The 542-nt window shown below is 67.3% G+C and carries 1 pseudogene; it reads right to left on the bottom strand.

Going from position 1 to position 542, the window contains the following annotated elements:
• Window positions 1-233, bottom strand: a pseudogene (locus QCD75_RS21875) (MFS transporter); the annotation flags it as partial.
• Between the last annotated feature and the right edge of the window lie 309 nt (window positions 234-542).

Below are 542 nucleotides of genomic sequence, written 5' to 3'. Positions count from 1 at the left end.
ACGGGAAGGGCGATGACCCAGCCGGCGATCAGGACGGGTTTGCGGCCGTAGCGGTCGGAGAGGGTGCCGGCGAAGTAATTGGTGGCGGCCTTGGCGAGGCCGAAGGCCAGGATGTAGGTCAGCGCGGACGTGTAGAGGTCGAGATGGAAGACCTGCCCGGCCAGCAGTGGGAGGACCGTGCGTTCCTGGCCCAGGGTGCCGCCGACGAGCGCGTTGACGGCTACGAGGAGCATGAACTGGGCCAGGTTCTGCCGCAGGCCCAGCGAGATGGCCTCCCGCGTGCTTCGGTTTTCCCCCCGGGCCCCGAGGTCCTGCGGTGAAGGGGCGTTACCGGGCGTCATCTGTTTACTCCACTTATTTTGGGACAGACGTTGGCGGCGGCCAGGTGTCCCGGACCGCCGCCAACGCATGTCAATCAATCACTTCAGATGGTGCCTGGATCAGTTGCTGGAGAGGGACCCCAGCGGCTGCCGGGCTTCCCAGGCGGCGTAGCTGCCGTCGAGTTCGACGACGTCGTAGCCGGCGCGGCGCAGCGCGCTGGC

This window comes from Arthrobacter sp. PsM3, from assembly GCF_030433895.1.
Lineage (GTDB): Bacteria > Actinomycetota > Actinomycetes > Actinomycetales > Micrococcaceae > Arthrobacter.
The sequence above is the reverse complement of the archived record's forward strand: the minus strand, read 5'-3'. Positions and strand labels throughout refer to the sequence as shown.